Here is a 23215-nt window from a genome sequence, read left to right as displayed (position 1 = left end):
GGGGTGTGGTCGTCATCGATGGTTGTCTTGCGTGGGAATGGTGTGTGGAGGTGAGGTAGGAGGGCGATTGCTGCCTCACCCTCCCCCCCTTTCCCCCCCCCCGGCCCGTGACGGAGGGGTGGGGGGAGGTGTGCACAGCGGGGCCCGTACGGGGTGTACGGGCCCTGTATGCGTGTACGGGGCCGAGCGGGACCGCGGGGGCCCGTACGAACGCGGTACGGGCGTACAGGGGGGAGCGGGCCGGCGGGGTCAGCGGCGGCGGATCAGCTGGGGCGCTCGAAGTCGACCTGGCTGTACGCGCGCAGCTTCGAGAGCCGGTGCGTGGAGTCGATCTGCCGGATCGTCCCCGACTTGGACCGCATCACCAGCGACTGCGTGGTCGCGGTCTCCGCGCGGTAGCGCACACCGCGCAGCAGATCGCCGTCCGTGATGCCGGTGGCGACGAAGAACACGTTCTCGCCGCTGACCAGGTCCTCCGTCTGGAGCACCCGGTCCAGGTCGTGCCCCGCGTCGATGGCGCGCTGCCGCTCCGCGTCGTCCTTCGGCCACAGCTTGGCCTGGATCGTGCCGCCGAGGCACTTGATGGCACAGGCGGTGATGATGCCCTCGGGCGTGCCGCCGACGCCGAGCAGCAGGTCCACGCCGGTGCCCTCGCGTACGGCCATGATCGCGCCGGCCACGTCGCCGTCCGCGATGAACTTGATACGGGCGCCGGCCTCGCGGATCTCCTTGACGATGCCCTCGTGGCGCGGCCGGTCCAGCACCACGACCGTGACGTCCTCGGGCGAGGACCTCTTCGCCTTCGCGATCCGGCGGATGTTGACGCCGACGGGCGCGTTGATGTCGACGAAGTCGGCGGCTTCGGGGCCGGTGACGAGCTTGTCCATGTAGAAGACCGCGGAGGGGTCGAACATGGTGCCGCGCTCGGCCACGGCCAGCACGGACACGGCGTTGGCCATGCCCTTGGCGGTCAGCGTCGTGCCGTCCACCGGGTCCACGGCCACGTCGCACTCGGGGCCGGTGAGGTCGCCGACGCGCTCGCCGTTGTAGAGCATGGGCGCGTTGTCCTTCTCGCCCTCTCCGATGACGACGACGCCGTTCATGGAGACGGTGCCGATGAGTGCGCGCATGGCCTTGACTGCGGCGCCGTCGGCGCCGTTCTTGTCGCCGCGTCCCACCCAGCGGCCCGACGCCATGGCGCCTGCCTCGGTGACCCGGACGAGCTCCAGCGCGAGGTTGCGGTCTGGGGCCTCGGGGCTGACCTCAAGGGGAGACGGCAAGTGATGTTCGGTCAACGGAGCGCACCTTTCTGTACGGCGACGGCCGTTAAGTGAGGGTGCTCATGACTTTATCGGTTGATTGCCAAAGTGAGCAGAGCGCCCTACGGATGAGCGTCATGGCGGGGGTTCGGCGGGTCCCCTCCCGCGGTCCGGGACCGGGGCGGCGTCCGGGCCGGCCCTGGGCTGGTGCGGGCTGGTGTCCCGGACCGGTGTCCCGGGTCGGTGTCCCGGCCGGAACGGGCATAGGGGACGATGGGCGGGTGGCAGGTAGGAGCGGTAAGACGCAGACGGTGCGGAACATGATTCTGTCGCTGGCGGTGATCATCCCCGTCGCGGTGGTCAGTTACGTGTTCATCCCGCACGACGAGAGCAACGACCCCGTCAAGGCGGTCAGCTACCGGGTGGAACTGGACACGGCGCGGCGCGCGGCGCCGTACGCGGTGGCGGCCCCGGTGGGCCTCCCGGAGGGCTGGCGGGCCACGTCGGTCTCGTACGACGGGGGCGGCAAGGACGGCGCGGCCTGGCACCTGGGCTTCCTCGACCCGAAGAAGCAGTACGTGGCGGTCGAGCAGAGCGACGGCCCGGCGGCGGCGTTCATCGACGGCGTCAGCCGGCAGGCGGCGAAGACCGGGAAGACGGAGCGCATCGACGGCGCGACGTGGGACCGCTACGAGGGCGAGAAGTACGACGCGCTGGCGCGCACGGAGCGCGGCGTGACCACCGTGGTCACGGGCACCGCGCCGCACGGGCAGCTCACGCGGATGGCCGCCGCGCTCAAGGCCGAGAAGACGAAGCCGGACGTGAATCCGGACGCGCACGACTCGGCCTGAACGCGACGGCCACCGGGCTGCCGCTGGGGGGAGCGGCAGATCTGAGGGGGGTGCCGCCCGGTGAAGCGGCCCCCGGGCCCGGTCGGCCGGGCAGGTCGGGGGCGGCTGTCGCCGGGTGACCTCAGACGTCTTCCTCAGACGGTCTTGACGACCTGGTCGTACTCCAGGCGCGGCGACCGCGGGAACCAGGCGTCCTCGCCCGGCTTGCCGATGTTGACGACCATCAGCGGGGTGTGGTCGTCGTCCAGGAACTCCTTCTGGACGCCCGCGAAGTCGAAGCCCGTCATCGGGCCGGCCGCGAGACCGGCGGCGCGGACGCCGAGGATGAAGTAGGCGGCCTGCAGCGAGGCGTTCAGCGCGGCGGCGGACTCGCGGGAGGAGCGCTCCGCGAAGAAGACGTCCTTGGCCTGCGGGAAGTGCGGGAAGAGCGCCGGCAGCTCCTCGTGGAACTCGTTGTCCGCGGCGAGGATCGCCACCAGCGGGGCCTTGCGGGTCTTGGGCTGATTGCCCTCGGCCATGTGCGACACGAGGCGCTCGCGGGCCTCCTCGGAGCGGACCAGTACGACGCGCAGCGGCGACTGGTTGAACGCGGTCGGCGCGTACTTGAACAGGTCGTAGACGGCCTGCATCTGCTCGTCGGTCACCGGCTCGTCGGTGAAGGTGTTGGCGGTACGCGCTTCACGGAAGAGGAGGTCCTGAGCGGCGGCGTCGAGGGCGAGAGTCATGCGGTGAACACCTTCTGTTGCTTGCGCGGTTTCGAGCTGGCACGAACCACTGTACCGGCAATAGATTAAGTTTCAACTAAAAGGGTGCAGGTGTGCTCCGGTTCACATGAGTCAGGACATGACGCTGTACGGGCGGGCAGACGCGACCGGCCGCCGCCCGGCGTGCGGGACCGGCGTGTGAGGCCCGGCGCGTAAGGGCTGCTCAGCCCCTACAAGGAGCGGCTCCTACAAGGCTCAGCCCCGTACGGGCCGCGGCCCCGTGCAAGGCCGCGGCCCGTACGGACGGGTCCGCTCAGCCCTCGGAGGCGGTCGCTTCCCCGTCGCCCGCCGCCGCTCCCGCCGCGGCGCCGTCCTCTTCGCCGCCGTCCTCGCCCTGCGCCAGCGCGGCGTCCAGCCGGGCCCGCGCCCCGTCGAGCCAGCGGCGGCAGACCTTGGCCAGCTCCTCGCCGCGCTCCCACAGGGCCAGCGACTCCTCCAGCGTCGTGCCGCCCGCCTCCAGGCGCCGCACCACATCGATCAACTCGTCCCGTGCCTGCTCGTATCCGAGAGTGGAGTCGTCGGTCTTCTCGCGCGTCGTCGCCATGGGATCCAGCCTAAGCGGGGGGTGTGACAAGGGCCCGTACCGAGAAGTCGCCGTCCGCGACCCGCGCCCGCAGCTCCTCGTCCGGCGCCACGTCCTGCGGGGAGTGCACCACCGAGCCGTCCGCGTGCTGCAACACGGCGTAGCCGCGCCGGAGCGTCGCCGCGGGGGAGAGGGCCACCACCCGCGCCAGGGTGTGCGTCAGCTCGGAGTCGGCGCGGTCCAGGAGATGCGCCAGCGTGCGGCGCCCGCGCTCCAGCACCGCCGAGACCTGCTCGTCGCGCTCGTCGACCATGCGGTGCGGGCGCTGTATCGCGGGCCGCGCGAGCGCCGAGGCCAGACCGCGCTCCTCGCGGTCCAGCAGCCCGCCGACGCTGCGCAACGCGCGCTCGCGCAATTGCTGGATACGGGTCTGCTCCTCGCCCACGTCCGGCACGACCTTCTTCGCCGCGTCGGTGGGGGTGGAGGCGCGCAGGTCGGCGACCAGGTCGAGGAGCGGGGAGTCCGGTTCGTGCCCGATGGCGGACACGACGGGCGTACGGCACGCGGCCACCGCCCGTACCAGCTGCTCGTCGGAGAACGGCAACAGGTCCTCCACGCTGCCGCCGCCGCGCGCCACGACGATGACGTCCACCTCCGGCAGCGCGTCCAGCTCCTTGACCGCGGCCATGACCTGCGGGACGGCGTGCACGCCCTGTACGGGCACGTTGCGGATCTCGAAGCGCACGGCCGGCCAGCGCAGCCGGGCGTTTTCGAGCACGTCCCGCTCGGCGGCGGAGGCGCGCCCGCAGACCAGCCCTATGAGCTGGGGCAGGAACGGCAACGGCCGCTTCCGGTCGGCCGCGAACAGCCCCTCGGCGGCCAGCGACTTCTTCAGCTGCTCCAACCGCGCGAGCAGCTCGCCCACCCCGACCGGCTTGATCTCGGCGGCGCGCAGGGAGAGCTGACCGCGCGGCGCGTACCACTCCGGCTTGGCGAACACGACGACGCGCGCGCCTTCGGAGACGACGTCGGCCACCTTGTCGAAGACGGCGCGATAGCACGTGACGGTCAGGGAGATGTCGTACGACGGGTCGCGCAGGGTCAGGAACACCACCCCGGCCCCCGGCCGCCGCGACAGCTGCGTGATCTGCCCCTCGACCCATACGGCCCCGAGCCGGTCGATCCACCCACCGATCAGCCGGGACACCTCGCCGACGGGGATCGGCGCGTCCGCGGACGTGTTGACAGCCATGTGCCCCAGGCTATCGGCGCCCACTGACAATGGGCGGCTGCCGCTGGGGGCCGGGGCCGGGGCCGGGGGCCGGGGGCGAGGGCCGGGGGCGAGGGCGGCGGCGGAACGACCCGCTCCGTCGTCACCGCTGGCACCGCTCCCACCGTTGTCAGCGGACGCCGGACTCCCGGCCCTGACGGCGCCCCCGGTACTGGAGCGCCAGGATCACCAGCCCGACCGCCAGCCAGACGGCCCCCACGACCTGGGCCGTGGCCGACGCCTCGACGATCACCGCGACCACCACCGCGAGGCCCAGCAGCGGTACGAGCACGTGGCCGACCAGGCTCGGGGCCTCCGCGCGCTTGCGGATCCAGAACCAGCCGATCACGGAGGCGTGCAGCAGGCCGAAGGCGGTCAGCGCCCCGACGTTCACGATCGACGACAGGTGGTCCAGGCCGTCGTCGCGGCGGGCCGCCCACACCGCCGCGACCAGCGTCACGACGGCCGCGCCGAGCAGCGCGCGCCGAGGCACGCCGCTGCCCGCGTCCACCTTCGACATCGCGCCCGGCAGCCGCCGGTCGCGGGCCATGGCGAACAGCAGCCGCCCGGCCGCGGCCTGACCGGCGAGCGCGGCGAAGGCCGCGCCGATCGCCTTGCTGGCCGCGACCAGGTCGTGCAGCCAGCCGCCGACCGCCGAGTCGACCGTGGAGTAGAACGCGTCTCCCTGCTCGCCCGGGTGCGCCGCCAGCTCGGCCGCCGTCATCGGGGCCAGCAGCCCCGCCAGATACGTCTGCACGGCGAAGAGGACGCCCGCCACGATCAGGCAGGTGATCACGGCCTTCGCGACCCGCGCGGAGCCGCCCGCGGCCTCCTCCGCGAACGAGGCGATCGCGTCGAAGCCCAGGTACGACAGGACCGCGACGGAGACGGCCGCGAGGACCGCGGTCATCGAGAAGGACCCCTCACCGGTGAGCGGCACGGCCCAGCCGCGCTGGGAACCGTGCGTACTCAGCGCCCACAGGGCCGCGGCGACGAAGACCACCAGCACCACGATCTCCAGGGCCAGCACCGCCGCGCCGACCACGGCGGCGGCCCGTACGCCCCACAGGTTCAGCAGGGTCGTCACGACCACCGCGACAGCCGTCCACACCCACTGGTGCACGGACGGCACCAGGGCGTGCATGGCGATCCCCGAGAAGAGGTAGGCCACGGCCGGGATCAGCAGGTAGTCGAGCATGGCCATCCAGCCGGCGATGAAGCCGGCGCCCTCGCCGAGCCCCACGCGCGCGTACGTGAAGACCGAGCCGGCCTGCGGTGCGACGCGCACCATCTGCGCGTAGGAGTACGCGGTGAAGGCCATCGCGATCGTCGCGACGATGTAGACAGTGGCGATCGCGCCGTGCGACTTCGCCGCCAGCGTCCCGAAGATGCCGACCGGCGCCATAGGGGCGATGAACAGCAGTCCGTAGACGACGAGGTCCCGGAAGGACAGCGTCCGGCGGAGTGAACCGTCCTCGCCCGCCGGTGCGGTCGAGCCTGTCGGCGTGGTGGTCATGGGGTGCGCCCCCTAGTTGGTCCGGCGTTTCGTGGTGATCGGCGTTGATCGTCCCTTGCTGGTGATGATCGTGCCTCAGCTTCGGCCAAGGGGGCGCGCCGGGCGCTGGGGGCGCGCCGGGCCGCCTGCACCCGGGACGCGCAGGGGCGCCCGTACGAGACGCGGGGACGCGCAGGGGTACCCGTACGAGCCCGCTCCCGTGGGCCCGTATGAGCCCGCTCCCGCGACACGCCCCGAGGGCTCGCCTCCGGGCGTTGTCCACAGGGTGATCGGTGCCATCTGCCAAGGCCCGTACGATGGATGGCATGACTGCTACGACAGCCCGCAAGGTCCTGCTCGCCGCCCCCCGGGGTTACTGCGCGGGCGTGGACCGTGCCGTCATCGCCGTCGAGAAGGCGCTGGAGCAGTACGGCGCGCCGGTGTATGTGCGCAAGGAGATCGTCCACAACAAATACGTCGTGCAGACCCTGGAGAAGAAGGGCGCGATCTTCGTCGACGAGACGGAGGAGGTGCCCGAGGGCTCCATCGTGATCTTCTCCGCGCACGGCGTGGCACCGGTCGTCCACGAGGAGGCCGCGCGCCGCAATCTGGCGACCATCGACGCCACCTGCCCGCTGGTCACCAAGGTCCACAAGGAAGCCGTCCGGTTCGCCGACGACGACTACGACATCCTCCTCATCGGCCACGAGGGCCACGAGGAGGTCGTCGGTACGAGCGGTGAGGCGCCCGAGCGCATCACGCTGGTCGACGGGCCGGAGGACGTGAAGAACGTCCAGGTCCGGGACGAGTCCCGGGTGGTCTGGCTCTCCCAGACCACGCTGTCCGTCGACGAGACCATGGAGACGGTCGACGCACTCAAGGATCGCTTCCCGAAGCTGATCTCGCCGCCCAGCGACGACATCTGCTACGCCACGCAGAACCGCCAGACGGCGGTCAAGCAGATGGGCGCCGACGCCGACCTGGTGATCGTCGTCGGCTCCAAGAACTCCTCGAACTCCGTTCGCCTCGTCGAGGTGGCGCTGGGCGCCGGCGCCCGCGACGCCCACCTGGTCGACTCCGCCGCCGAGATCGACGAGGCATGGCTGGAGGGCGTCTCGACGGTCGGCGTGACCTCGGGCGCGTCCGTGCCGGAGATCCTGGTGCAGGGCGTACTGGACTGGCTCGCGGAGCGCGGATTCGGGGACGTGGAGATCGTGACGGCCGCGGAGGAGAGCATCACCTTCTCGCTGCCCAAGGAGCTCCGCCGCGATCTGCGCGCGGAGGCCGCGTCCCTTTCCGACGGGTCCAAGGGGTGATCACGCCCGTCCGGCCCTAGCCTCGTGTCCATGAAGGTATTCGGTGTGGACATCGGCGGGTCGGGCATCAAAGGGGCCCCGGTGGATCTGGTGCGCGGGGAGCTGGCGGACGACCGCTACAAGGTGCTCACCCCGCACCCCGCCACCCCCGAGGCAGTGATCGACGGCGTCAAGGAGGTCGTCGACCACTTCGGATGGTCGGGCCCGGTCGGCGCGACATTCCCGGGAGTGGTGGTCGGCGGCACGACGCGGTCGGCGGCCAACGTCGACAAGAGCTGGATCGGCCTCGACGCGGCGGGGGCGCTGCGGGAGCGGCTCGGCGCCCCGGTGACGCTCCTGAACGACGCGGACGCGGCGGGCCTCGCGGAGGTGCACTTCGGCGCGGGCCGCGGCCACTACGGCACGGTCATCGTGCTCACCCTGGGTACGGGCATCGGCAGCGCGGTCTTCACCGACGGCAAGCTGGTCGCCAATACCGAGCTGGGCCACCTGGAGCTGCACGGCCGCGACGCGGAGACGCACGCCTCGACCCGGGCCAAGGACGAGGAAGACCTGAGCTGGCACCACTGGGCCCACCGGGTGCAGAAGTACCTGGAGCACGTGGAGATGCTCTTCTCGCCGGAACTGTTCGTGATCGGCGGTGGCGTCAGCCGCAAGTCGGAGAAGTTCCTGCCGCTGATCGAGGGCGTCAAGGCCGAGATCGTGCCTGCTCAGCTGCAGAACAGTGCGGGGATCGTGGGGGCTGCGATGGCTGCTGCTGCCGCTGTTGCCGCGGCTGACGCCGGTTCCGACGGCCCTGCTGCCGGTCCCGCTGCTCGCGGCTGACCAGCGCCGCCCTGCGTACGAACACGATCAGCACGGCCAGCACCGTGCCCGCGTAGAGCCATCCGGCGTGCACGGCGAGCGCGGTGACCATGCTCATGATCCGGCCGCCGGTGCCGCCCGAGGCGTCGCTGATCGTGACGATCCCCACGGCGAACGCGATCGGGACGCCGACCGGTGCGATCACCAGGTCGGCGGGGCGCACCCACAGCGCGCAGGCGGCGGCGGTCAGCATGAAGAACACCCCGAACACGGCCGGTGAGCCGTCCAGCAGCAGGGAGTCCAGGAAGCCGATCAGCAGCATCGCGAGCGCGGCGAGCAGCCCGCTGCCGAGCGCCGTCAGGCGCGGGCCGGGCAGCCGGGCCGGCGCGGCTGCGATCGCGGCGATCAGCGGCGGCGGCCGCCGGGTCCGCGCGCGGTAGACGGTAGCGCTCTCGCCACCGGACTCGTCCGCCCCCGCCGGGCCCGGCACCGCGGGTGCGGCGGGGCGTGGCACGGCGGACGCGCGGCGGTCGCTGCGGCGGGGGGTACGCGTGCTCGGTTGCTCCACTTCACCAACGTAGGGCGAAAAGTGGGAAGAATCCGACGTTGGACACGCCGTTTGAGCCACCTTGGTTATCTGTTCGATCGATAGTCCGCCCGGGGCGGGGTCGCGGCGCGGGCCCGTAGACTGGTTGACCGGTCCCGCGGGGGCCGGTCCCTTTTACACATTCTCGCTACGGGAAGTCGCCAAGTGTCGCTCACGATCGGAATCGTCGGCCTGCCGAATGTCGGCAAGTCGACCCTGTTCAACGCCCTGACCAAGAACGACGTGCTGGCGGCCAACTACCCGTTCGCCACCATCGAGCCGAACGTCGGCGTCGTCGGTGTCCCCGACCCCCGGCTCGCCAAGCTCGCCGAGATCTTCAGCTCCCAGAAGATCCTCCCCGCGACGGTCGACTTCGTCGACATCGCCGGCATCGTGCGGGGCGCCTCGGAGGGCGAGGGCCTGGGCAACAAGTTCCTCGCGAACATCCGCGAGTCGGACGCGATCTGCCAGGTCATCCGCGCCTTCAAGGACGAGAACGTCGTCCACGTGGACGGCAAGGTCTCCCCGAAGGACGACATCGAGACCATCAACACCGAGCTGATCCTCGCGGACCTCCAGTCCGTCGAGAAGGCCGTGCCCCGCCTGACGAAGGAGTCCCGCCTCCAGAAGGAGAAGGTCGCCGTCCTCGCCGCCGTCGAGGCCGCCCGCGAAATCCTGGAAGCCGGCCAGACCCTCTTCTCCGCGGGCATCACCGCCGCCACCGAGCAGGGCAGGCTCCTCCACGAACTGCACCTCCTCACGGTGAAGCCCTTCCTCTACGCCTTCAACGTCGACGAGGACGAGCTGGTCGACGACGCCTTCAAGGACGAACAGCGCGCCCTCGTCGCCCCCGCCGAGGCGATCTTCCTCAACGCGAAGATCGAATCCGAGCTGATCGAACTCGACGACGACGAGGCCCTCGAACTCCTCCAGTCCATGGGCCAGGAAGAACCGGGCCTCGCCACCCTCGGCCGCGTGGGCTTCGCCACCCTGGGCCTCCAGACCTACCTCACAGCAGGCCCCAAGGAAACCCGCGCCTGGACCATCAAGAAGGGCGCCACAGCCCCCGAGGCCGCCGGAGTCATCCACACCGACTTCCAGAAGGGCTTCATCAAGGCCGAGGTCATCTCCTTCGACGACCTGGTCGAAACGGGCTCGGTCGCCGAGGCCCGTGCGAAGGGCAAGGCGCGCATGGAGGGCAAGGACTATGTGATGCAGGACGGGGACGTGGTGGAGTTCCGGTTCAACGTCTGAGCGGATGAAATAACACCACGTCGCTGACGTGGCAAACATGCAGGTCAGGAGGGGGCGGACGCTATCGGGTCAGCCCCCTTCGCCGTCACCGTGCTGGATGGGTGCTGGATATTCTGACGAAGGGTCAGCGGCGGTCAGGTCTCATAGACGGTGGACCGGTGTCCCACATGAACGACCCAGACCACCAGCTCCCCGTTGTCGATCGTGTAGACGACGCGGTAGTCGCCGACGCGCAGACGGCGTCGCTCGGGCTGGGACATGAGGGCGGTGGTGTTGAAGCCGAGGGGGTCGGTCTCCAGCTCGGTCAGCTTAGCCAGGATGCGCAGTGCCATGTCGCGAGGGATCTTCCGAAGCTCGGCCTGCGCCTCGGGGCGGAAGATGGTTCGGTACTCACTCACCGCGCGCCAGCGTCTCCCTCATGATGTCCTCTATCGGGATGCCGGGAGCCGGGTTGGCCATGCGCTCGTCGATGATCCGGTTGATCTCGCGCTCTTCCCATTCCTGGAACTTGCGCAGCACCTCGATGGAGACCACGGCAGCGACTTCCTTGCCCCGGCGCGTGATCACCGTGGGTACGTCGTCGCGGTCCGCGCGCTCCACGACCTCCGCCAAGTGCGCGCGCACGTCGCGGATGGACTCTATGGGCAGTGGCTGCGTCATGCGCTCAAGGGTACCGAGTGTCCCATGAGTACACAATGGCTGGAGTACATGGCGGTCCATCGCTCGCGCTGGATGAACTCGCACCGTGCTGGATCTGTGCTGGATGCGATCTTCAGAAGCCACGTTTTCGCAGGTCGCAGCTCTGTGTTAGACGTTCCGGTTCAACGTCTGAGCGGTTGAAATGACACCACGTTGGCGATCTGACAAGCATGCAGGTCAGATGGGGTCGGCTCCTCCGGGAGTCGACCCCTTGGCGTTCCCCGTGCTGGGAGTCTTGGCCTTCTGTCGACTGCTTGGTCCCGCCGAAGGGCGGTGCGAGTGGTACGTTATTACGTACCACTCGATGGAAAGGGTCAAGTCATGTCGATAACCGCGAGCGAAGCCCGCAAGGGGCTCTTTCCGTTGATCAAGAAGGTCAACGACGACCACGAGGCCATCGAGATCGTCTCCAAGCACGGCAACGCCGTGCTCGTCTCGGCCGAGGACTACGCGGCACTGCGCGAGGGCTCGTACCTGCTGCGCTCGCCTGCGAACGCACGGCGACTACTCAAGGCGTACGAGAACGCCCTGGGCAACGTCAACGTGTCGGAGCGCGTGCTGATCGATCCGGATGCAGTGGATCCTGCTGCGGGTGCCGAGTGAGACTTGTCTTCGAGGATCAGGGTTGGGAGGACTACACGTCCTGGCTCAAGAACGACCGCAAGATGCTCGCCCGGATCAACAAGCTCAACGCAGACATGAAGCGCGATCCCTTCACGGGGATCGGCAAGCCCGAGCCGCTCAAGTACCACTTGCCCGGAGCGTGGTCGAGGCGGATCGACGACGAACATCGCCTCGTCTACTTGGTCACGGACAAGGAAATTGTGATCCTGGCAGCTCGCTACCACTACTGAGCACTGCACGGTCTCAAGCACTACTCGATGTGGGGATCAGCGTTGGTGATCAGGGAAGTAGAGGTGGCGGCGAGTGCGCGGGCGAATTCTGTGACCGCCGTGCTGTCCAGATGCTTGAGACAGGCATGGAGCTGGCCCCCACTTAAGGGCGGAACCTGTATGCGAGCCAGTGCCTCTGTCTGTGCGTAGATGGCTCGATGGTCACAAGAGCGTCCAGGAAGGCTGCCCCTCGCCACCTCTCATCATGCGTGGAGGTCGGCAGACGTGGTGGATTTTGTAGGCCGTCGGCAAGAACTGCCCGGATCCATCAAGTGGCTGGAGCAGTCCCCCTTCGACTGGCACGACCTGGTAGCTCATTATCGGCACCGGGCCGCCCTTACCGACGAACCCGTTCCAGTCGTGGCGGTCTCTCGCAGCGGCGTCGACTCTCCGGGCCTTGATGCCACCCACGGCCCCGATGATTTGCTGACCGCTTGGCCGCTGTGAGTGGCGGATCGCAGGTGCGGCACGGGAGTTGGCGAGGGCGCATCAGGTCGCGGGTGTCGCGGGGAAGCCCCTCGGACCTCGGTCTCTCGCCGGCGCTGGTCCTCCGCGAACGAGCCCCCCGCCCGCCCGCGGCGGGCGCATCCAGGCGGGCGGTGCGGGCATGGGGCAACCCCAGTGATGGAGCCCCTTCGCGCGTGTGCACAACCGGGGCCGGGGGCTCCGCTGGCCTCGGCTCGCGGAAAAATCGGGGGATGAGCGGGGGAAAACGTGCGAGGCTCTGGGGGGAGCATCGAGTTCAGGAGGAGCCCATGGCCGCAGACGGACCTGCTCAGGACAAGCCTGAAGACGACATGAAGCGGAAGTTCCGCGAGGCGCTGGAGCGCAAGCGAGGGTCGCATGGCGAGGGGGCTTCGGGGGGTGCGGGGGCCAGTTCCTCGAAGATTCACGGGGCTCATGGACCCGCCAGCACTCAGCGTTCCTTCCGCCGGAAGAGCGGCGGCTGATTTGCGGAGCGCTCGCCGATAGGCGACCAGCGCGCGTCAAATAACCCCCGTCCCAGGTTTGGGCGGGGGTTTTCAGTGACTTTTCATTGACTTTTCAGCGGTTTTCGTTGGTTGTTCCTTGGTTTTTTGTTTGGCTTTCGGCCGTGTTTTTAGCGGTGTGTAGGCCAGGACGGGTGCGACCGCGTGGAAACGCGGTCGCACCCGCTTTACGCGGCCTGTCAGACCTTCTCGAACATCCACTTCTGGTGCTGTTCCCCGGCCCAGGCGGGGAGAGTCAGCTGCGTGCTCTGCTGCCCGCCGGGGAGGTCGACGACCCCATCCTGATACGGGAAGTGAATGCGGTACAGACCATTGCCCGCAGGCTCGATCGACCAGACCACATAGGTGGGCTGAGCCGCGATCGAGGGCGGGTACTGCCGGGTGATACCCAGGTTCAGGTAGAAGTCGCCCAGCTTGCTCTTGATGATGTACTCGTTGGCCTGGTTGACCGATTCAAGCTCCCACTGCTGGTTCTCCCCCTTGTGGTAGGGGTAGCCAATAATAGGAGTGTTGGGCCGCTTGTCGCTCCCACTCACATCGATGACCCGGTCGTCGTGCGCGGCATTCTTGATGGCGTACGTTCCGGGTTCAATGATCGGTGCCACTTGGCCTCCAGTCAGAGACGGGATGTTGGTCTTTCCGACCCCGCTCACCGTAGGAGGAAAGCAGGTTTCGCGAAACAGGTACTTTCAGCCGAAGGGCGCCGGTCCAAATATTGGCCCTAAAGGTTGAAGCGTCTCCAGTCGGGCGTGGCCAGAAGCGGTTCCGAATTCGGGCCATGAGCCAAAATGTGTTCGGTGTTATTGGGCTTGCCTGTGTTATCGCGTATGCCGTTCTTTGTTTGTCCTTGCGTGTGTGGCGGGGGAGTCTGCCCTGGCCTCGTCGCGCTCCGCGCCGACGGCGGGGCCGCGGCCCCGGTCCACGGCCCGACGGGCCCACCCAGCGGTCACCTCGCCCGCGGATTACGCGTCCCTGAGCTGCAATTCACTACATCTAGTGAATCCTTGGCCTTGAGTTGCGACCCACAACCGACGGTTGCCAAGCTGTTGCGGACTGTCAACCTGTTGGGAGTGGACGTGGCCTTCGGTGACCAGCCCGCATACCTCCGCGTCGCCGGGGATCTTCGGCAGAAGATCGTCGCCGGGGAGTTGCCGCCGCACACCCGCCTCCCCTCGCAGGCCCGTATTCGCGAGGAGTACGGCGTCTCCGACACCGTCGCCCTCGAAGCCCGCAAGGTGCTGATGGCCGAGGGGCTCGTCGAAGGCCGCTCCGGCTCCGGCACGTACGTACGCGAGCAGCCCGTACCCAGCCGCCTCTCCCGGGGCGGATACCGCGCGCTCGTGGACTCCACGCCCTTCCGGCAGGAACAGGCCGACGAGCGCGTCAAGGGCACCTGGGAATCGCGCAGCGGTCAGGAGGCCGCCGACGCTTCCGTCGCGGGGCGGCTGCGCATCGCGCCCGGCGAGCGCGTGATGCGCACCGACTACCTCTTCCGGGCCGTCGGCGAGCCCGCCATGCTCTCCACCTCCTGGGAGCCGCTCGCGCTCACCGGCCGTACGCCCGTGATGCTGCCCGAAGAGGGGCCGCTGGCCGGGCGCGGCGTGGTCGAGCGCATGGCGGCCATCGATCTCGTCGTCGACAACGTCGTGGAAGAGGTCGGCGCGCGGCCGGGGCTCGCCGAGGAGGCGCTCGCCCTGGGCGGCGTCCCAGGGCACTCCGTGATCGTGGTCTCCCGTACGTACTTCGCCGGCGGCTGTCCGGTCGAGACCGCCGATGTGGTGGTCCTGGCCGAGCGCTACCGGGTCGCCTACCACCTGCCGGTCAAGTAGCCGCCGGGACCGGCTTCTTTCGCTCGCAGGTTCGCAGGTTCGCAGATTCGCGGAATCGCAGGATCGCGGGATCGCGGGTTCGTAGGCTTGCGGGTTTTCACAGTCTGTTATCGGCCACGTATTCAGGGTTGAGCGCCGCGCGCCGTCTGCCGTGCGTTCTGCTCTCCAGGCGCACTCACCGCAGGTCAGATGCCCCGTGGCGGTCGCCGCCCCCTGCTAGTAACAGGTCTGCACCAAGCCACGGAAGCGCACCACTAACACCTGGTTTGACCCGATACGGCGACAGCGTTCTTGGTGTTGCAAACCTCACATACGCCCAGGTCAGGGCCCTGTCGCGGATTTTTCCCGGCGTCATCGCTCGTAGGATGGCGCGGTTTGCGTCCTGCCGTGGGGGAGAACCAAGAAAAGGAGATCCGGGGCTTGAGTACCGAGCAGGGTTCCCACTCGAATTACCGCCGCACGCTCGGACCGGTGGCCCTGACGGCCGTCGGTCTCGGGTCGATCATCGGCTCGGGCTGGCTCTTCGGCGCCGAGCGGGCCGCCGCCATCGCCGGTCCCGCCGCGATCCTGGCCTGGGTCATCGGCGCCGCGGTCGCGCTGACCATCGCGTTGACCTATACCGAGCTCGGCTCGATGTTCCCGAAGGCCGGCGGCATGGTCCGGTACGGGCAGTACTCGCACGGCTCGCTGGCCGGGTACCTCGCCGCCTGGGCCAACTGGATCGCGATCGTCTCCGTCATACCCGGGGAGGCGACCGCCTCCGTCCAGTACATGAGCTCCTGGGACTTCTCCTGGGCCGCGGGTCTTTACAACGGCAAGGAGCTGACCGGCAGCGGCGTCGCGCTCGCCAGTGTCCTGCTGGTCTTCTACTTCTTCCTCAACTGGTTCGCGATCACGCTGTTCGCCAAGACGAACAACGCGATCACCGTCTTCAAGGTCGTCGTCCCGATCCTGACCGCGGGCGCGCTGATGATGGCGCACTTCGACACCAGCAACGTCAAGGACCACGGCGGCTTCACGCCGAACGGCTGGAGCGCGGTCTTCACCGCCGTCGCCGTCTCCGGCATCGTCTGGGCGTACAACGGCTTCCAGTCCCCGCTGAATATGGCGGGCGAGGCCCGCAACCCCGGCAAATCGCTGCCCAAGGCCGTCATCGGCTCGATCGTCATCGCGCTCGTGATCTACGTGGCGCTCCAGATCGCCTTCCTGATGGCTGTTCCCGCCGCCGACCTGAGCGACGCGGGCAGCTGGGCACACCTCTCGTACAACTCCCCGCTCGCCGACCTGTCCCTGGCCTGGGGCCTGAACTGGCTGGCGATGCTGCTGTACGCGGACGCCTTCATCTCCCCGTCCGGTACGGGCATGATCTACGCGGCCACCACCTCGCGCATGATCCACGGCGTGCAGGAGAACGGACACCTGCCGGGCATCTTCGGCAAGGTCGACCCCAAGACCGGCGTCCCGCGCCCGGCGCTCGTGCTCAACCTCGTCGTCGCCTTCCTCTTTCTGGCCGTTTTCCGCGGCTGGGGCTCCCTGGCCGAGATCGTGTCGGTCGCGACCGTCATCTCCTACATCACCGGCCCTGTCGCCGTGATGTCGCTGCGCCGTCTCGCGCCGGACCTCAAGCGCCCCGTCAAGCTGCGCATCATGCCCGTCGTCGCGCCCATCGCGATGGTCTTCGGCTCGCTGGTGCTGTATTGGGGGCGCTGGCCGCTCACCGGCAAGGTCATCCTGATCATGGCCGTCGGCCTGCCCGTCTGGGCCTGGTACGAGCTGCGCAAGCCGTGGGCCGAACTGAAGCCGCACCTCAAGGCCGGCGCCTGGGTGGTGGCCTATCTCGTCGTCATGGCCTTCGTCTCGTGGGCCGGCGGCACCGACTTCGGCGGTCAGGGGTATCTGGCCGAGGGCTGGGACATCGTCACCGTCGTCCTGATCGGCCTCGTCTTCTACGTGTGGGGCGTGCGCAGCGCATGGCGCAACCCCTCCCTCGTGGCGGTGGAACAGGAGATGGCCGCGATGGCCGAGGCGGAGGCAGCCGAGGCCGAGCGGGAGGGTCTCGAAGAGGCCGCCTCCCATGGCCGGATGAACGCCTCTTCGTGAATTGCCGTATCCGCTGAGTAAAGGTCGGGCGTAGGCTCGGGCATATGCGGATTGCGGTTTCGACATGAGGGGTCGAGGGGCGTACGCCGGTGTGCGCCGCGACGGAAGGGCGGGGCTATGAGTGATGGCGATCCGGCCCTGCCTTGGCTGGTCGTCCGTCAGGACGGCAACGGCAACAGCTACCGCGTCGGCCGCTACGCCACCAAGTCGGAGGCCGAGCAGGTCGTCGACCGGCTCGGGGTGTACGGGCAGGAGCGGCTCTACATCGTCGAGCGGGTCCGCGCGGCCTCCTAGGGGCCTGCGGCCTTTCCCGGCCTCGGTTTTTGTAGGCTCCGCCCATGACGACGGCGCGTGTGGTGGTAGGCGGAGCGGTGCTCGACGGAGGGCGGCTGCTGGCTGCCCGGCGCAGCGCCCCGCCGGAGCTGGCGGGGCGCTGGGAGCTGCCCGGCGGGAAGGTCGAGCCCGGTGAGACGCCCGAGCAGGCGCTCGTACGCGAACTGCGCGAGGAACTGGGCGTGACCGTCGAGCCGCTGGAGCGCATCCCCGGTGAATGGCCGCTGCGCCCGCCGTACGTGCTCCACGTCTGGACGGCCAAGCTCCTCGCGGGCGAACCGCGTCCGCTCCAGGACCATGACGAACTCCGCTGGCTCGGCCCCGCCGAGGCCCATGACGTCCACTGGCTCGATCAGGACCGCCCCGCCGTCGCGGAGGCGGTCCGTCGTCTCTCGGGGTGACGGCGTCCGTCTCTCGGGGTGACGGTGGCGACACGGGCGACGCACCGTCAGTTGTTCCGGCGTCGGTCCGGCGCGGGCCCCGAGGTGTGCGGATACGCCAATCGTGCCACCTAGTTCGGGCGACTTCCGGCGCAGAAGGTAGCAATCGCCCTATATCGGGTATGTGCTGATTAACTTCCCCGAAGTCGGGCAAACCGGCGGGGCCTGCGAGAGGTCTGGGACGTGGTCGGCGTGAGCGAGAGCGCAGTGCCCCTGGCGTGGACGCCCGGGTTCGCGGAGTGGAGCTTCCCCGCCGAGGCCGGTGCCGTACGCACCGCGCGCACGCTGGTGCGCGACACCCTCGCCGAGTGGGGGCTGGAGGCGGTCAGCGATGTCACGGTCCTGCTGGTCAGCGAGCTGGTCACCAACTCCCTGCGGTACGCCAGCGGGCCCATCGGCGTCCGCATCTACTCCCGTCGCCCCCGCCCGGACGACGCCGTCCTCCTCGTCGAGGTCTCCGACCCGCTGCCCGATCCGCCGCGTGAACGCGTCGCCCGGCCGGAGGACGAAGGCGGACGCGGACTCCAATTGGTGGCATGCGCATCGCGTCGCTGGGGAACCCGGCGAGGAAAGACCGGAAAAACCGTGTGGTTCGAGCTGACCTTGCCTGGTTAGGAGTCCTACGGCGCGGGTTGAGATCGTGCTGTGATCGTGAAGGCCGTGTTCCGTATGGCCGCGGTGCTGGATACTCGGCCTTCTGATGCCGGTGCGAGCACGAGAGGCCGGAGGGGACGGGCACGTGAGCGAAATGCCAGCGGGAACCACGGGTACGCCGCAGGGAACAGACGCCGCGGTGTTGTGGCAGAGCAGCCTTCCGGGCTCGCTCTACGACTACATCCGGGTCGCCTCGTTCTCGCTAGGAGCGGACGGCCGGATCGAGCAGTGGAGCGAGCGGGCGGCCGAGCTGTTCGGTGTGGCCGCGCGGGACGCCGTGGGCAAGGACCCGGGGGAGGTGTTCCTCCTGCGGGAGCCCTGGCCTGCCGCGGAGGGGGGCGGAACTGGGTCGGACGGTGCCGGGCCAGGTGGAGCCGGGTCGGACGGTGCCGGGGCCGGTGGTGCCGGGGCCGGCGGAGCTGCGACGAGCGGGACTGCGGCGGGCAACGGCGGCCGGCCGGTCGCCTCGGACCCGAGCGCCGATGACCGGCGTAACGACGACCGCCGTACCGGCGACCGGCCCACCGGCGACCCGCGCGTCGGCGACGGGCCCACCGGTGACCGGCCCGCCGGCGCCCCGCCCACCGACGAGCGGCCCGGCCGGGACCCCCGCGACCAGCCACCCGCCCGCCTCCCGGAGTTCCTCGGGGAGCGCGGGCTCGACGGGCACGAGCGGATCGCGATCGTCCCGTACCGCGCCGCCGACGGACAGACCGGCCTCGCCGAGATCTTCCTGATGCCCACCGAGAACCAGCGCGGTGAACGCACCGCGCTGTGCATCGTCGTCGACGTACGGGCCCTGCGCGGCATCGAGACCGACCTTGCCGCCTCGCAGGCCGTTTTCGGACAATCTCCCCTCGGGTTCTTCTTCTTCGGCACCGATCTCACCCTGGTGCGGGTCAACGAGTCCTTCGCGCAGGCTTTCGGCCAATCCGCCGAGTGGCACCGCGGCCGCACCCCGCACGACTTCCTGCCCCGCGCCGAGGCCGACCGGCTGACCGCCGCACTGCGCCAAGTCCTCGACACCGGGAAGCCGGTGGCCGACCTCCAGCTCGTCGGGGCGGTGCCCCGCCGTGCGGAGCGGCGCCGCTGGTCCGTATCGCTGTACCGGCTGCACAGCGGCAGCGGGCGGCCCATCGGGGTGGCGGCGCTCGCCAGCGACGTCACCGGACGCCGCCGCGCCGAGCGCGAGGCCGCGGGCGTACGGCGCAACCTCGCGCTCCTCAACGAGGCCGGCGCCCGGATAGGCAACTCGCTCGATCTGGAGACCACCGCCCGCGAACTCCTCGACGTCGCCGTGCCGCAGTTCTGCGACCTGGCCACCGTCGATCTCTACCAAGGGCTGCTCGTCGGCGACGAGGCGCCGCCGGGGCTCGCCGACGGCAGCGCGGAGCTGCGCCGCGTCGCCTTCTCCAGCGCCGTCTCCGGCGCGCCGATCGGGCCCGACGACGGCGAGACGAAGCCCATCCAGGTGGGGGAGGTGCATCGTTTCCCCTTCCACTCACCGTGCGCGGTGGCGCTGCGCACCGCGCACCCCAAGGTGGTGCCCGGCCGGGAGGCCGACGAGAGTCCCGAACTGGGCGCGGTGATCCAGTCGACGCTGGTCGTCCCGATGGTGGCGCGCGACACGGTCGTCGGGCTCGCGCAGTTCGCCCGTACCAAGGGCAGCGAGCCGTTCGGCGAGCGGGACACGGCGCTCGCGGTGGAACTCGCGGCGCGCGCCGCCGTCTGTATGGACAACGCGCGCCTCTACCGCCGCGAGCACGAGCGCGCGCTGATCCTCCAGCGCAGCCTGCTGCCGCCCGGCGACCCCGAGGCCGCCGGGATCGACATCGCCTGCCGCTATCTGCCGGGCAACACCGCCACCGAGGTCGGCGGCGACTGGTTCGACGTCATAGAGCTGCCCGGCCACCGGACGGCCATCGTCGTCGGCGACGTCATGGGGCGCGGCCTGCGCGCCGCCGTCGCCATGGGCGAACTCCGGACGGCCGTACGGACCCTGGCGCTGCTCGACCTGGAGCCCGCCGAAGTGCTTTCCGCGCTCGACGAGGTCGCGCACGGCCTCGGCACACCCGGCGGCAAGCAGTCCTCGTCGCGTTCGGCGCGCGGCAGCGGCAGGGACGCCGACCTCTCCGAGGTGTACCTCGCGACCTGCGTCTACGCCGTGTACGACCCGGTGACGCGGCGGGCGACGTTCGCCAACGCCGGGCATCTGCCGCCCGTGCTCGTCGAACCGGGCGAGCCCGCCCTGCTGCTGGACGTACCGCCCGGCATGCCGCTCGGCGTCGGCGGCGAGCCGTTCGAGGAGACCGAGGTCGACCTGCCGGACGGCGCGCTGCTGGCGCTCTACACCGACGGCCTGGTCGAATCCCGCGACCAGTCGCTCGACGACGGCCTGCGCGCCTTCCGCGAGGCGCTCACGGACCCCTCGCCCGTGCTGGAGGACGTCTGTGACCACGTACTCGGCGCGCTCGACACCCACCACGGCGAGGACGACATCGCGCTGCTCATGGCGCGGGTGCAGGGGCTGCCGGCCGAGTCGGTGGGCGACTGGCACCTGCCGCCGGAGCCGCGCTCGGTCGCCCGCGCCCGTGAGCGGGCGCGCGAGCAGCTGACGGCCTGGGGGCTGGAGAACCTCGTGGACACGGCGGAGCTGCTGGTCAGCGAGTTGGTGACGAACGCCCTGCGGTACGGGGAGGGCGAGATACGGCTCCGGCTGCTGCTCGACCGCACCCTGGTCTGCGAGGTCTGGGACGGCGGACTCGTGCAGCCCCGGCGCCGCCGCGCCCGCGACACCGACGAGGGCGGCCGCGGCCTCCAGCTCGTCGGCCTCCTCAGCGCCGCCTGGGGCAGCCGCCGCACCCCGCACGGCAAGACGGTCTGGTTCGAACTCGCCCTCCCGGACGGCGACTCCGCCGGCGTGGACGCGGTGGAGGCGCTGCTCAGCCTCTACTAGGACAGGGACTATGACAGGAGTCGGACCGCATCATTCCGCCAGCCGCCCCCGCGTGCCCCCGCCGCCGAACGTGGCGGGGAGGAGGCCGCCGAGAATGATGCCGCCCAGCAGCGCCCCGCCGATCGCCCCGGCGGGGTGCGGGGACTGCGGCGCGTACGGGCCGGCGTGCGCGCTCTGGTCGGCGTAGCTCCTGACGTCCCGTTCGGCCAGCTCCCGCGCCTGCCGGGCCAGCGCGTCCGCCAGCCGCGCCTCCGGCAGCAGCCGGGCGTCGGCCGCGTCGTCCGTGGCGTCGGCGGCCTCCTCCGCCCGCGTCAGATGGCGCTCGGCCTCCGCCAGCCGGGTACGGGCCCGGCTGCCGATCGCACCCCGGTGCGTGCACACGAAGTCCCGCGCGGCGGCCACATCGCCGCGCGCCGCGAGCAGGGCGCGCGCGCCCAGCGCCCACGCGTGCCGCCCGCGCGCCCCCTCCTCGTCGAGCAGCTCGTCCAGCCCGGCCCCCGCGTCCTCGACCCGCTGGAGCGCGGCGAGCGGGTCGTACCGGCCTCCCGCCATGTCCCGCGCGGCCTGGGCGAGCGCGTGCTCCGTACGGGCGATACGGGCGCACAGCTCGCTCACCCGCTCGGCGCCGATGGCCCCGGCCCGCAGGCCGCTCCGGTCGGCCAGCAGGGCGCGCGACCGCGCCAGGGCGGCCTCGGTCTCGGGGAGGAGCGCGCGCAGCCGCTTCCCGGCGCGGATCACGCCGTGCGCGTGGCGCAGTACGGCGGCGGTGAGCGTACGGGCCTGGGCGAGGGCGCCCTCGGCGGCGCGGATGGCGGGGACGGCCCTGGCGGGGTCGCCCTCGGCGAGGGACCGGCGGGCCTGCGCCAGACCCGCCGCCGCGAAGGCGAGGCGGTCGCGGGCCTCGGCCGGGTGCTGCGCCACGGGCGCCAGCGCGGGCGCCGTGCAGCCGCGGGCCAGTTCGGCCAGGGCGTCCTCTGCGTTGTCGATGCGCGGCGCCAGCGCCTCGGCGGCCTCCTCGGCCCGGGCGAGCAGCTGGGGCGCGTTCTCCTTGAGCGCGCGGAGCCGGTCGAAGGCGTCGGACTCCGCGTCCAGCCGCCGGTTGGCGTTGGTGCAGCGGGAGAGGATCTCGTCGAGCGCGTACCGCCGGGCGTCGGCGTCCTGGTTCGGCGCGTCGTCGAGCCGCTGCCGGAGCCGGAACGCGCGCGCGACCTCCCCCCGGGCGTAGGCCACGGCCTCCGCGAACGGCAGCGCCGCCCGCCGGCCGAATTGATCGATGGCGAAGTCCAGTTCCTCCTCGCTCGTCCGGATGGCGTCATCCGTCTCCACGAGTATCTGTGCCGCCTCGGCGTCCAGCGCGGTCAGCGGGGTGAGCGGCTGCGCCAAGCGGGCGAACCCGGCCAGGGTGGGGGCCGGGGCGGTGGCGCGGCGGTCCCGGACCCGGCGGCCGCGCCGCGCCAGCAGATAGCCGCCGAGCGCGCACGAGCCCATCACGACGACGGCGGGCAGCCAGACGCCGCGCCCGCCCGGCACGAGCGCGTCCCCGCCCGGATCGTCCGGGCCGGGGGTGAGGGCCGGGGTGCGTACGGGCTCCCCCCTGAGCACCGCCTGGTACCCGGCGGCGGCGCCGAGCGCCGCGTCGGCCCAGGCGTGCGCCCTGAGCGCGGGTTCGATGGCGGCCGTGGCGACCCGGGCGAGCTGGCCGTGGCGGAAGCCGGAGTCGTCGGCGGCCGAGACGGCGTAGCGGCGGTCGTGGGTGGCGATGGCCAGGACCAGGTCGCGGGGGCCGAGGCCGTTGCGGTCGGCGGTGGCGTCGGCCCAGTCGTGGCCCGCGCGACCGGAGAAGTCCCGCACGTAGGTGACGAAGAGCTGCACCCGCGCCTCGCGGCGCAGCCGTTCGAGCGCCGTGGCCACCTCCTCGCGCCGGTCGCCGAGCGCCCCGACGGTGTCGGTGATCCGGCCCGTACGCGCCAGATCCAGCGGTCCGTCGGCGCGCGCGGGCGCCGGGAGGAGCAGGACGCACAGCGCCAGGAGGGCGCACACCGCGGCCCAGCCGGGTGCCCCCGATCCGTACCGCCTCAGAAGCCGCGTCACATTTGGGAGCGTATGACCGTTCCGCCTGCTCCGCGACCGGTCGGGGAGCCAGGGGCGGGGGCCGGGACGGGGCCGCCCGCCGCGCCCGGGCGGGCCGCGCGGAGGCTCG

22 protein-coding genes and 2 pseudogenes are annotated in these 23215 nt (G+C 70.7%); 14 read left to right on the top strand and 10 right to left on the bottom strand.

Translation table 11 applies throughout. From position 1 onward, the window contains the following. Positions 1–263: 263 nt before the first annotated feature. A complete protein-coding gene (gene glpX / locus AC07AB_RS15850; protein WP_478566159.1) occupies positions 264–1295 on the bottom strand; it encodes a class II fructose-bisphosphatase in 1032 nt (343 codons plus the stop codon). Positions 1296–1540: 245 nt separating this feature from the next. Here glpX and AC07AB_RS15845 point away from each other — a divergent pair, with 245 nt between their 5' ends. Continuing rightward, a complete protein-coding gene (locus AC07AB_RS15845; RefSeq protein WP_478566156.1) occupies positions 1541–2110 on the top strand; it encodes a DUF4245 domain-containing protein in 570 nt (189 codons plus the stop codon). A 134-nt stretch (positions 2111–2244) separates the two neighbouring features. Here AC07AB_RS15845 and AC07AB_RS15840 read toward each other — a convergent pair whose 3' ends face one another. From AC07AB_RS15840 to AC07AB_RS15825, 4 genes are all read right to left on the bottom strand, one after another. After that, positions 2245–2835: a malonic semialdehyde reductase gene (locus tag AC07AB_RS15840; RefSeq protein WP_478566153.1), complete on the bottom strand. Its 591-nt coding sequence runs from the start codon at positions 2833–2835 to the stop codon at positions 2245–2247. A gap of 292 nt (positions 2836–3127) precedes the next feature. Next, positions 3128–3418 carry an exodeoxyribonuclease VII small subunit gene (locus AC07AB_RS15835; RefSeq protein WP_478566150.1) on the bottom strand — a complete coding sequence of 97 codons (291 nt, stop codon included), beginning with the start codon at positions 3416–3418 and terminating at the stop codon, positions 3128–3130. Between the two features lie 10 nt (positions 3419–3428). After that, a complete protein-coding gene (gene xseA / locus AC07AB_RS15830) occupies positions 3429–4649 on the bottom strand; it encodes an exodeoxyribonuclease VII large subunit (RefSeq protein ID WP_478566147.1) in 1221 nt (406 codons plus the stop codon). A 148-nt stretch (positions 4650–4797) separates the two neighbouring features. Then, a complete protein-coding gene (locus tag AC07AB_RS15825; RefSeq protein ID WP_478566144.1) occupies positions 4798–6183 on the bottom strand; it encodes an APC family permease in 1386 nt (461 codons plus the stop codon). 305 nt (positions 6184–6488) lie between these two features. Here AC07AB_RS15825 and AC07AB_RS15820 point away from each other — a divergent pair, with 305 nt between their 5' ends. Both AC07AB_RS15820 and ppgK read left to right on the top strand, forming a co-directional pair. Beyond that, entirely contained in the window at positions 6489–7478 is a 990-nt protein-coding gene (locus tag AC07AB_RS15820) for a 4-hydroxy-3-methylbut-2-enyl diphosphate reductase (protein WP_478566141.1), read from the top strand. A gap of 30 nt (positions 7479–7508) precedes the next feature. After that, the gene (ppgK, locus tag AC07AB_RS15815; protein WP_478566138.1) at positions 7509–8303 is read left to right on the top strand and encodes a polyphosphate--glucose phosphotransferase; all 795 of its coding nucleotides are present in this window, start codon (positions 7509–7511) and stop codon (positions 8301–8303) included. Positions 8304–8364: 61 nt separating this feature from the next. On the opposite strand, the pseudogene AC07AB_RS15810 reads toward ppgK, so the two are convergent. Beyond that, a pseudogene (locus AC07AB_RS15810) lies at positions 8365–8604 on the bottom strand (DUF6542 domain-containing protein); the annotation flags it as partial. Positions 8605–9033: 429 nt separating this feature from the next. Here AC07AB_RS15810 and ychF point away from each other — a divergent pair. Next, positions 9034–10122: a redox-regulated ATPase YchF gene (gene ychF / locus AC07AB_RS15805; RefSeq protein WP_478566135.1), complete on the top strand. Its 1089-nt coding sequence runs from the start codon at positions 9034–9036 to the stop codon at positions 10120–10122. A 134-nt stretch (positions 10123–10256) separates the two neighbouring features. Here the strand turns inward: ychF and AC07AB_RS15800 are convergent, their stop codons facing one another. Beyond that, a complete protein-coding gene (locus tag AC07AB_RS15800; protein ID WP_478566133.1) occupies positions 10257–10520 on the bottom strand; it encodes a type II toxin-antitoxin system RelE family toxin in 264 nt (87 codons plus the stop codon). Beyond that, a complete protein-coding gene (locus tag AC07AB_RS15795; RefSeq protein ID WP_478566131.1) occupies positions 10513–10782 on the bottom strand; it encodes a type II toxin-antitoxin system Phd/YefM family antitoxin in 270 nt (89 codons plus the stop codon). The genes AC07AB_RS15800 and AC07AB_RS15795 overlap by 8 nt, the downstream gene beginning before the upstream one ends. Before the next feature lie 360 nt (positions 10783–11142). Between AC07AB_RS15795 and AC07AB_RS15790 the strand changes: the two genes are divergently transcribed. The 4 genes and pseudogenes from AC07AB_RS15790 to AC07AB_RS15775 all read left to right on the top strand — a co-directional run bounded on the left by AC07AB_RS15790 (position 11143) and on the right by AC07AB_RS15775 (position 12664). Then, positions 11143–11424: a type II toxin-antitoxin system Phd/YefM family antitoxin gene (locus AC07AB_RS15790; protein ID WP_478566128.1), complete on the top strand. Its 282-nt coding sequence runs from the start codon at positions 11143–11145 to the stop codon at positions 11422–11424. Further along, positions 11421–11675, top strand: coding sequence for a Txe/YoeB family addiction module toxin (locus AC07AB_RS15785; RefSeq protein ID WP_478566126.1), 255 nt, complete (start codon positions 11421–11423; stop codon positions 11673–11675). Before AC07AB_RS15790 ends, AC07AB_RS15785 begins: the two co-directional genes overlap by 4 nt. Before the next feature lie 219 nt (positions 11676–11894). Continuing rightward, positions 11895–12161, top strand: a pseudogene (locus AC07AB_RS15780) (ATP-binding protein); the annotation flags it as partial. A 308-nt stretch (positions 12162–12469) separates the two neighbouring features. Beyond that, the gene (locus tag AC07AB_RS15775; protein WP_478566123.1) at positions 12470–12664 is read left to right on the top strand and encodes a DUF5302 domain-containing protein; all 195 of its coding nucleotides are present in this window, start codon (positions 12470–12472) and stop codon (positions 12662–12664) included. A gap of 218 nt (positions 12665–12882) precedes the next feature. Here the strand turns inward: AC07AB_RS15775 and AC07AB_RS15770 are convergent, their stop codons facing one another. Next, positions 12883–13308, bottom strand: a complete 426-nt coding sequence (locus AC07AB_RS15770) for an RICIN domain-containing protein (RefSeq protein WP_478566120.1) — start codon at positions 13306–13308, stop codon at positions 12883–12885. Positions 13309–13779: 471 nt separating this feature from the next. On the opposite strand from AC07AB_RS15770, the gene AC07AB_RS15765 reads away from it, so the two are divergent. The 6 genes from AC07AB_RS15765 (at position 13780) to AC07AB_RS15740 (ending at position 21015) form a co-directional block, all read left to right on the top strand. Continuing rightward, entirely contained in the window at positions 13780–14532 is a 753-nt protein-coding gene (locus AC07AB_RS15765) for a GntR family transcriptional regulator (RefSeq protein WP_478566319.1), read from the top strand. Between the two features lie 420 nt (positions 14533–14952). Then, positions 14953–16632: an APC family permease gene (locus AC07AB_RS15760; RefSeq protein WP_478566117.1), complete on the top strand. Its 1680-nt coding sequence runs from the start codon at positions 14953–14955 to the stop codon at positions 16630–16632. Positions 16633–16749: 117 nt separating this feature from the next. Further along, entirely contained in the window at positions 16750–16926 is a 177-nt protein-coding gene (locus tag AC07AB_RS15755; protein WP_478566115.1) for an SPOR domain-containing protein, read from the top strand. Between the two features lie 44 nt (positions 16927–16970). Further along, positions 16971–17366 carry a (deoxy)nucleoside triphosphate pyrophosphohydrolase gene (locus AC07AB_RS15750; RefSeq protein WP_478566112.1) on the top strand — a complete coding sequence of 132 codons (396 nt, stop codon included), beginning with the start codon at positions 16971–16973 and terminating at the stop codon, positions 17364–17366. A gap of 222 nt (positions 17367–17588) precedes the next feature. Beyond that, positions 17589–18020, top strand: coding sequence for an ATP-binding protein (locus AC07AB_RS15745; RefSeq protein WP_478566109.1), 432 nt, complete (start codon positions 17589–17591; stop codon positions 18018–18020). Between the two features lie 133 nt (positions 18021–18153). After that, on the top strand, positions 18154–21015 hold the full coding sequence (locus AC07AB_RS15740; RefSeq protein WP_478566317.1) for a SpoIIE family protein phosphatase: 2862 nt from the start codon (positions 18154–18156) through the stop codon (positions 21013–21015). A 30-nt stretch (positions 21016–21045) separates the two neighbouring features. Here AC07AB_RS15740 and AC07AB_RS15735 read toward each other — a convergent pair whose 3' ends face one another. After that, positions 21046–23106 (bottom strand): TPM domain-containing protein, encoded by a 2061-nt coding sequence (locus AC07AB_RS15735; RefSeq protein WP_478566106.1) that lies wholly within the window; start codon positions 23104–23106, stop codon positions 21046–21048. Positions 23107–23215 lie beyond the last annotated feature (109 nt).

This window comes from Streptomyces sp. NPDC044033 (assembly GCF_056434425.1).
This window is presented reverse-complemented; position numbering and strand designations above follow the sequence as displayed.

Bases quoted from the DNA above. Each gene is read 5' to 3' on its own strand.
- AC07AB_RS15840 (WP_478566153.1), bottom strand. From the start codon at position 2,835: ATGACTCTCGCCCTCGACGCCGCCGCTCAGGACCTCCTCTTCCGTGAA.
- AC07AB_RS15835 (WP_478566150.1), bottom strand. From the start codon at position 3,418: ATGGCGACGACGCGCGAGAAGACCGACGACTCCACTCTCGGATACGAG.
- xseA (WP_478566147.1), bottom strand. From the start codon at position 4,649: ATGGCTGTCAACACGTCCGCGGACGCGCCGATCCCCGTCGGCGAGGTG.
- AC07AB_RS15825 (WP_478566144.1), bottom strand. From the start codon at position 6,183: ATGACCACCACGCCGACAGGCTCGACCGCACCGGCGGGCGAGGACGGT.
- AC07AB_RS15820 (WP_478566141.1), top strand. From the start codon at position 6,489: ATGACTGCTACGACAGCCCGCAAGGTCCTGCTCGCCGCCCCCCGGGGT.
- ppgK (WP_478566138.1), top strand. From the start codon at position 7,509: ATGAAGGTATTCGGTGTGGACATCGGCGGGTCGGGCATCAAAGGGGCC.
- AC07AB_RS15795 (WP_478566131.1), bottom strand. From the start codon at position 10,782: ATGACGCAGCCACTGCCCATAGAGTCCATCCGCGACGTGCGCGCGCAC.
- AC07AB_RS15790 (WP_478566128.1), top strand. From the start codon at position 11,143: ATGTCGATAACCGCGAGCGAAGCCCGCAAGGGGCTCTTTCCGTTGATC.
- AC07AB_RS15775 (WP_478566123.1), top strand. From the start codon at position 12,470: ATGGCCGCAGACGGACCTGCTCAGGACAAGCCTGAAGACGACATGAAG.
- AC07AB_RS15755 (WP_478566115.1), top strand. From the start codon at position 16,750: ATGAGTGATGGCGATCCGGCCCTGCCTTGGCTGGTCGTCCGTCAGGAC.
- AC07AB_RS15750 (WP_478566112.1), top strand. From the start codon at position 16,971: ATGACGACGGCGCGTGTGGTGGTAGGCGGAGCGGTGCTCGACGGAGGG.
- AC07AB_RS15740 (WP_478566317.1), top strand. From the start codon at position 18,154: ATGCCAGCGGGAACCACGGGTACGCCGCAGGGAACAGACGCCGCGGTG.